Source organism: Verrucomicrobium sp. BvORR034 (assembly GCF_000739635.1).
Lineage (GTDB): Bacteria > Verrucomicrobiota > Verrucomicrobiia > Verrucomicrobiales > Verrucomicrobiaceae > Verrucomicrobium.
The window spans coordinates 1-7,270 of sequence record NZ_BATQ01000074.1 but is presented as its reverse complement, the minus strand read 5'-3'; the positions used below and the strand labels follow the sequence as shown (position 1 = coordinate 7,270).

The following is a 7,270-nucleotide window of genomic DNA, read 5'->3' as shown; positions in this document are numbered from 1 at the left end:
CCCTCTGCCCGCTTCCGCACAATGCCACGCCCAATGAAGCGCTCGAGGCTCTTCAGAGGTCCATGATCCTCTGGGGAGATGAAGCTGATCGCGTCGCCCACGGCTTGGGCGCGGCCGGTACGACCGATGCGGTGGACGTAGTCCTCCGCATGCATGGGGAAGTCGTAGTTCACCACATGAGAAATACCGTCCACATCAATGCCTCGCGCGGCGATGTCCGTGGCCACCAACACTCTGGCAGCCCCTGACTTGAAATCCGCCAGCGCGCGCAGGCGCTGGTTTTGAGTACGGTTGGAATGCAGGGTGACTGTCTTGATGCCGTACCGGTCAAGGTGACGGGCGATGCGATCCGCCCCGTGCTTCATACGACTGAAGACAAGCACCATGTTGAATGCCGGATCCTTGAGCAAGTGCACCAGCAACGCAGGCTTGAGATGCTTTGGCACCTCGTACACAAACTGGGTCACGCTCTCCGCCGGGTTGGATCGCTTGCCGATCTGCACGGTCTTGGGATGATTCAGGAACTCATGCGTGAGCGCCTCGATCTCCTTGGACAAGGTGGCGGAAAACAACAGCGTCTGGCGCTTCTTCGGAAGGGACTTCACGATGCGTTTGATGGAAGGCAGGAAGCCCATGTCGAGCATCCGGTCCGCCTCATCCAGCACCAGGAATTCAAGGGAGTTAAAATTGCCGTGACGCTGGCCCATGAGATCGATAAGACGGCCTGGCGTCGCAATGACGAGATCTGTCCCGGCGCGAAGCGCCTCGATCTGCGGCTTCTCCCCCACCCCACCGAAAATCATCGCCACTTTCAACGGCAGATGTTTGGCGTAGGCGCGCACGTTGTCGTGAATCTGGGCCACCAGTTCGCGAGTGGGGGCGAGAATAAGGGCCTTGATGCCCCGGAGCGGTCCCTGACCATGAAGCTGTGCCAGCAGATGCAGCATGGGCAACGTGAAGGCAGCCGTCTTGCCTGTGCCGGTCTGGGCGATCCCAATCATGTCGTGACCCGCCACCACCTGCGGGATGGCAGCAGCTTGAATCGGGGTTGGTTCAGAGTACCCGGCCTCCTGAATGGCTTTGAGGATGTTTTCGTGGAGGCCGAGGGCGCGAAAAGGCATAAGGGGCGCACTATCGGTGGGAATACGAAGAGTGCACGGTGAAACCTCAAAATTCAAAGAAACAAGCCTCTGCCCCAACACCGAAACTTAAGGTTTGAATTCTGAATTCTTAAGATTCCACTCCTGCCGGGCGTTTTTCACTGATGCTACCTCCCGATCCTCACGCCCTCTCCCGCCGCAGCATGATGGCCCGCACCGGCCTCGTCGGTGCCGCCGGGCTGCTCTCCAACTTCAACATCCTCCGCGCACAGGCCACGGACGACAAGGTGATCCGCGTCGGTCTGGTGGGTGCAGGGGGCCGCGGCTCCGGCGCTGCGGACCAGACTCTCAGCGTAGGGGGCTCCAACGTGAAGCTCACCGCCATCGGTGACGCCTTTGATGACCGCCTCCAGCGCGCCTTGAGCGGGCTGATGAACAAGCACAATGACAAGGTGGACGTACCGGTGGAGCGCCAGTTCTCGGGCATGGATGCCTATCAGAAGGTGCTAGAACACTGTGACCTCGTCATCCTTGCGACACCTCCCGGGTTCCGCCCTTTCCACTTCGAAGCGGCCGTGAAAGCGGGCAAACACGTCTTCATGGAGAAGCCGGTGTGTGTGGATGCCTATGGTGCCAAGAAGGTGCTGGAAGTGGCCAAGCAGGCTGATGAAAAGAATCTCAAAGTGGTGGTCGGTCTCCAGCGCCACTACCAGGCGGTGTATCATGAGACCCTCAAGCAGCTGCGAGACGGCGCCATCGGAGATGTGATCTCCGCCAACGTGTACTGGAACGGCGGGGCAATCTGGTACCGCGACCGCATGAAGGACATGACAGAGATGCAGTTCCAGGTGCACAACTGGTACCACTTCAACTGGCTGTGCGGGGACCACATCTGTGAGCAGCACGTGCACAATCTGGACGTGGCCAATTGGTTCCTGGATGCCCTGCCCATCAGTGCCTCCGGCATGGGTGGACGTGCCGTGCGGAAGCCTGACCACCAGTCCGAAATCTTTGACCATCACGCAGTGGAGTTCCGCTATCCGAATGGGATCGTGGTGAACAGCCAGTGCCGCCAGATCACCGGCTGCGCCAACAGTGTGACCGAGGAGTTTCATGGAACCAAGGGCATTCTGCGTCCGGGTTCCATCGTTGACTACAAAGGCAACACCATCTGGCGCTACCGGGGCAAAAACGATCCCAACCCCTACCAGGTGGAACACGATGAGCTGCATGCAGCGATTCGCGGCAACAAACCGCTCAACAACGCCTACTACGGCGCGACGAGCAGCTTCACCGCCGTGCTGGGACGCTACGCCACCTACACCGGCAAGGAACAGAAATGGGAGGAAGCACTGGCGACCAACCACCGCACCATGCCGGAGAATCCGACCTGGGACAGCCAGCCCCCCACCCTTCCCGGCCCGAATGGCAATTACCTCGCCCCACAGCCCGGCACCTACAAGATCGTCTGAGAGTTCTGATCAGCCCAAGACGTTTGAATTCACGTCGTAGTTGTTAAGTTCACTCGAGGCGGGCGGCGCAAGCTGCCCTCCTCTTTTGTGCCTGGTTGAATCGTCACCGGCCACAGAATTTTCTGCGAGGCTCTTGCGAATGCCGAAAATGTAGGGAAAACCTCGGCATGGCTCATCGATTCTCTTTCTTGTCGCTCCTTGCCATCACGCTGCTGCTCCTGACCTGCGTGGGCATGCCAGCCACCTCTCATGGACAGACCGTGGTGGATTTCTTCCACCTGCTGCCGGACCAGGCCCTCAAGCCCTGGAACGAGATCCACGGTGAACTCACTCCGGCGCGGAGAAAAGCCCTCCTCAGCGGCGACGCCACCGCGGTGACAAAGGCCAAGGAGGAAACGCATGTCCGGGAGATCCATGTGGATACGAAGAACGGCTACCTGGACTTCACCTCCCCTGGAGACGGGGAAGGCATGAATGTACACATGACCTACTGGCGCGAGAAAAAGCAGAAGGATGGAGCCTGCCTCATCGCGGTGGTCATCGATGGCTGGTCCGTGGCCAGTCATTCGACGGACCTGATCAAGTTCTATCGTTGGGCTCCGGAAGCTCCCAAGAAGCTGGAGGATGTAAGCGCCCAGCACATTCCTGCTTTGCATGCGGAGAACTTCTTCAAGACCACGAAGGAAATCGGTGAGGAAGCCGAGGCTGCTGGACTGAAGTGGTGGTGGATCCTCCCGCAGAAAGGCACCTCCATCCGCATTCAAGGCGCGGAGATCGGTGAAGATCAACTGGCCGACAAGCTCGGCCCACCGCAATACGTGTACGTCCTAGACTGGAACGGCACTGATTTCTCGATGAAACGGGAAGCTGTAAAGGAGTAACACGCCAACGCTATCGAGGGGCCAACAACTCCATCAACGCAGGCACGTCCTCATCATTCACCATCTGGGGTGGCGTGCCCACCTTGATGACAAAGCGCTGCGGTTTCTCAAACATTTGCCCGTTGGCTTCCTTGAACGCATGAGGTGCCACCAACAGCGGGGTATCATGAGAGGTTTCAGGGGGCACATGGTAGTTCCACTCTGCCCATTCCACTTTGGCTTCTGGTTTCAAATAGTCTTGCTGACGTCCCAGCACGTCCACCTTGGGGTATAGCAGGGCTTTGGCATCCTTGATCGAGCCTGTATCCGTCAGCTCTGAGAGCGTCTTCGGCCACCTTTGTTTTTCGGCATGAAAGGCCTCCAGGGCAGAGGCCACTTCAGCCCCACCAGCCTTGAGCGCCTCAAAGGCACTCTGAGCACCCGGCCCTCGCGATTCGCATCCCACCTGCAAAAGGAGAAGTGCGGCAAACAACAGGGTTCTCAGGGACGCGGGCAGAAGCGAAAGCATTTTCGCCCATAACTGCATTCCGGCGCCAACTCAAGACGGTCTCGGGTTTGCCGGGCTCAGACGGAGGCATCGTCGCTAAAAGCTGAAAATTCCGCTTTTGTTTTGACAACCGACATGAAAAAGGCTGAAAATTCCGCCCATGGCAGAATTACCAGCTTTGAGCAAACGAGAGCGGGAGATCATGGACATCGTGTTCGCCCGCGGCAACGTCACCGTTTCTGACCTGCTAGCCGAATTGAGCGATCCGCCCACCCGGTCGGCGTTGCGCTCTCTGTTGACCATCTTGGAAGACAAAGGGCATTTGCAGCACGGCAAACAAGGACGCGAATTCACCTATCGGCCAACCATCGCCCGTCAGGAGGCGGGGCGGTCGGCTCTCAGCAGGGCCATTCACACCTTTTTCTCCGGATCCTTGGGCAAGGCCCTGGCCGCTCACCTCTCCGATCCCGGCGCCAGCTACAGCGAGGAGGAGCTTCGCTCAATCTCAGAATTCATCGAGTCCAAGCGGAAGGAGCACCTCCGTACGGCCTCATCTCTCAGCACTCAGAACCCTCCTTCAACCAAGCCAAAATCATGAATCTGATGCTTCTGAACCTTTCGGACTTGGCCGCGCTGAGCCCCCTACTTGTGACCTTCACCGTGCAGGTCACTTTGCTCCTCCTGACTAGCGGCTTGGCGCTTTGGACATTCGGTCAACGATGGTCGGCCTCCAACCGGCATGCGCTGCTGGTGGCTACCGCTTTGCTGGTGCCCCTTCTGATCCCCACCTCGTTGGCGCTTCAAAATCAGGGGGTGAGTTGGGCGCTCCTGACCACTAGAGCAGAAGTTGCCACGCCCCTGACAGGCACATCGGGTTCATGGAAACTGGCCTCTGCCTCCTCTCCAGAGGAATCCCAAGCCCAGCATGACCCTTCCGCCCTGGCAAACACACTCTCAGGTGGAGCTGGAGACAGCCTATCTACCCAGTCATGGGAAGTTGCCCATTACTTGGTGGCGATTTGGGCCATCGGCGTGGTGGCAGGTGCCGCATGGCTCGTACTGGGACTGTTGCAACTCGCTGGTGTGGCCCGCACGAGTCATCTTGTCAGCACCAATCTGCAAGATGCCCTCAGCCGGCAACTCACTCAATGGGCGCCCGGCTTCAGAATCAAACTGCTGCGCGGCCGATCCGGTGAGATCCCGATGACTTGGGGTGTATTCCAGCACGTCATCACCCTGCCACCGGAGGCGGACGGCTGGCCAGCCTACGCTCTTCGCACAGTCCTTAGGCATGAACTCGGCCACGTGGCCAGGCGCGACTTCTTGTGGCTCACTTGCGCACGAGTTTGCCTTCTGGCCTGCTGGTTCCATCCTCTCGCATGGTGGTTGTTGAGAGAGCTGGCAAGAAGCGCTGAGCACGCCAGCGATGACCTGGCCACGGCCTCAATGTCGGGCAGGGCTGCCTATGCACGGAATCTGGTGCAGGTGGTGTCTCGCTGCCAGACATCTGGCCGTTTCGGTCTGACCTCTCCTTTTCGTCTGGCACTCGCCATGGCGCGCTCCTCCGCGTTGCGGCGTCGGGTGGAAGCCCTCATGGAGGAGCAGCGTGATCGCGCCCCCTATCGCCGGGCACGTTTGAAATGGCAGGCTCCCGCATGTGTCCTCCTGGTAGTGGCATTGGGCAGCTTCACCGCGTGTAAACAAGAGAATCGCGTGGAGACTTTGACCGAACCAGCTCCAGCCGCAGATCTCGCCAGCAAGAAAGACAAAGGTTCAGACAACGGCGTGGATACAAGTCCGGCTACGAAGCCCGACGAGACCCGCATTTATCGTCTGTCGGAGAATCTGCGGAGATTGTTGCTCACTGCTGCGACCAAAGACAATACTGCGCCAGTCGATCCCTTCGCGAGCCCGTCTTCGCCTGCCCCCTCCACACCGACTAGTGCAAAAACGCTGGAGAAGTATTCCACTGCGGCGCGCTTCCACTTGATCAACCAAGGACGCGTTTCCCACCGCGCTGATCATCCTCCGCAGGTCATCATGCCTGACATCCGGACCTTGATCGTAACGGCAGACGAACCCACACACAACGCGATTGCCACCTACTTTGCCCAGCGCGACTCGGACCAACAGGTGTTGATTCGCAGCTTCATCCTGGAAGTTGAGCAAGGCTGGCTCCCCTGGAGTGAGTACGGTCTGCAGGAACCGGCCAAAGATGGGCTGCAGGTTCAGGGCATCCTGAGCAAGGAGCAGGGGCAGAAATTGCTGGCGCACGTTCAGTCCGACAAGAGCGTGCAAAGCCTCACGGCCGCGCCATCGGTGACGACGCGTTCAGGCCAACGCACGCACGTGGACATGGTGAGAGAGTTCATTTATCCCACCGAATTTGACCCGCCTCGACTGATGCAACCGCCTACCACCAAAGACGGCAAGCCCATCCCGGGGCTCGGCGACCTGCCCGTCTTCCCCACCACGCCCACGGCATTTGAAATGCGTCCCGTGGGATTGAGGATGGAATTCGACCCAGTCGTTCAGCCGGACAACGTCCACCTCATCGAACTCTATTGGGAGATTACCGATTTCCTTGGGTTCATGAATTACGGCAACCCGATCAAGACCCTCGTCAAAGATCAAAACGGCAAGGAGAAGGAATTGGTGATCTCCGAGAACAAGATTCAGCAGCCGGTCTTTGAAACTCTGAAACTCACCACCAGCTTCTCCGCTCGTGATGGGGAGTATGTGGTGATCGGCGGCATCAGACCCCAGCGCCGCGCTCCGACCGCTGTGGACACAGGCGCCGTGTTTACTCCGGCCATGCCGAAACCCAAATCCGCCGACCCATCCAAGCCGTCGATGTACATTCTGATTCTACAGCCCACCGTGGTAAAGAAACCCGAGACGAAGTAGAGAGGGGAAGGAAGAAGCGAGCGGCAGGTCGCAGCGCACGACGAGGCTGAGGGGCGGCCTGCTGACCAAGTGGTCGCACGGAGTCGTGGTATGTGCCCTCCTCTCCCCTGCTACCATATCCGGGTACGAGGAACTCACAATCGCCACCAAAGCGGCGGTTCCCGCACGCACTGCAAAGATGCTTCGCATCCAGGGGGTGTATGCGTAGGGTGGTTTGCTGCTCGAAAGAGCCTCCGATGTCAAAAGCCGCTCAGATTCCCAAGCTAGTGGCGATAGTCATCACGTGGCGACGAAGTCGCTGTGGAGTGCGTGCGGGAACCGCCGCTTTCGTGGCCCTAGTGATCATCTCCCATCAGACAACTCCAACAGCGGCATTGGCCCTTCCACCTCGCGTCAGCGTCTTGGAGTGCCGGTGGCTTGACA

The 7,270-nt window shown here is 58.9% G+C and carries 6 protein-coding genes; 4 read left to right on the top strand and 2 right to left on the bottom strand.

What is annotated here, in order from left to right; genetic code table 11:
* Nucleotides 1-1,121 (bottom strand): DEAD/DEAH box helicase (locus BV034_RS13050; protein WP_050027451.1); only part of this gene is annotated, 1,121 nt, incomplete at its 3' end.
* Nucleotides 1,122-1,264: 143 nt separating this feature from the next.
* Between BV034_RS13050 and BV034_RS13045 the strand changes: the two genes are divergently transcribed.
* Together BV034_RS13045 and BV034_RS13040 are read left to right on the top strand one after the other, a co-directional pair.
* Nucleotides 1,265-2,572 (top strand): Gfo/Idh/MocA family oxidoreductase, encoded by a 1,308-nt coding sequence (locus BV034_RS13045; RefSeq protein ID WP_265592948.1) that lies wholly within the window; start codon nt 1,265-1,267, stop codon nt 2,570-2,572.
* Between the two features lie 167 nt (nt 2,573-2,739).
* Nucleotides 2,740-3,453 (top strand): hypothetical protein, encoded by a 714-nt coding sequence (locus BV034_RS13040; protein ID WP_050027450.1) that lies wholly within the window; start codon nt 2,740-2,742, stop codon nt 3,451-3,453.
* A 10-nt stretch (nt 3,454-3,463) separates the two neighbouring features.
* Here the strand turns inward: BV034_RS13040 and BV034_RS13035 are convergent, their stop codons facing one another.
* On the bottom strand, nt 3,464-3,961 hold the full coding sequence (locus BV034_RS13035) for a hypothetical protein (RefSeq protein WP_050027449.1): 498 nt from the start codon (nt 3,959-3,961) through the stop codon (nt 3,464-3,466).
* A gap of 139 nt (nt 3,962-4,100) precedes the next feature.
* Here BV034_RS13035 and BV034_RS13030 point away from each other — a divergent pair, with 139 nt between their 5' ends.
* Entirely contained in the window at nt 4,101-4,538 is a 438-nt protein-coding gene (locus BV034_RS13030) for a BlaI/MecI/CopY family transcriptional regulator (protein WP_050027448.1), read from the top strand.
* Nucleotides 4,535-6,847, top strand: coding sequence for a M56 family metallopeptidase (locus BV034_RS13025; protein ID WP_050027447.1), 2,313 nt, complete (start codon nt 4,535-4,537; stop codon nt 6,845-6,847). The genes BV034_RS13030 and BV034_RS13025 overlap by 4 nt, the downstream gene beginning before the upstream one ends.
* The last annotated feature ends 423 nt before the right edge of the window (nt 6,848-7,270 follow it).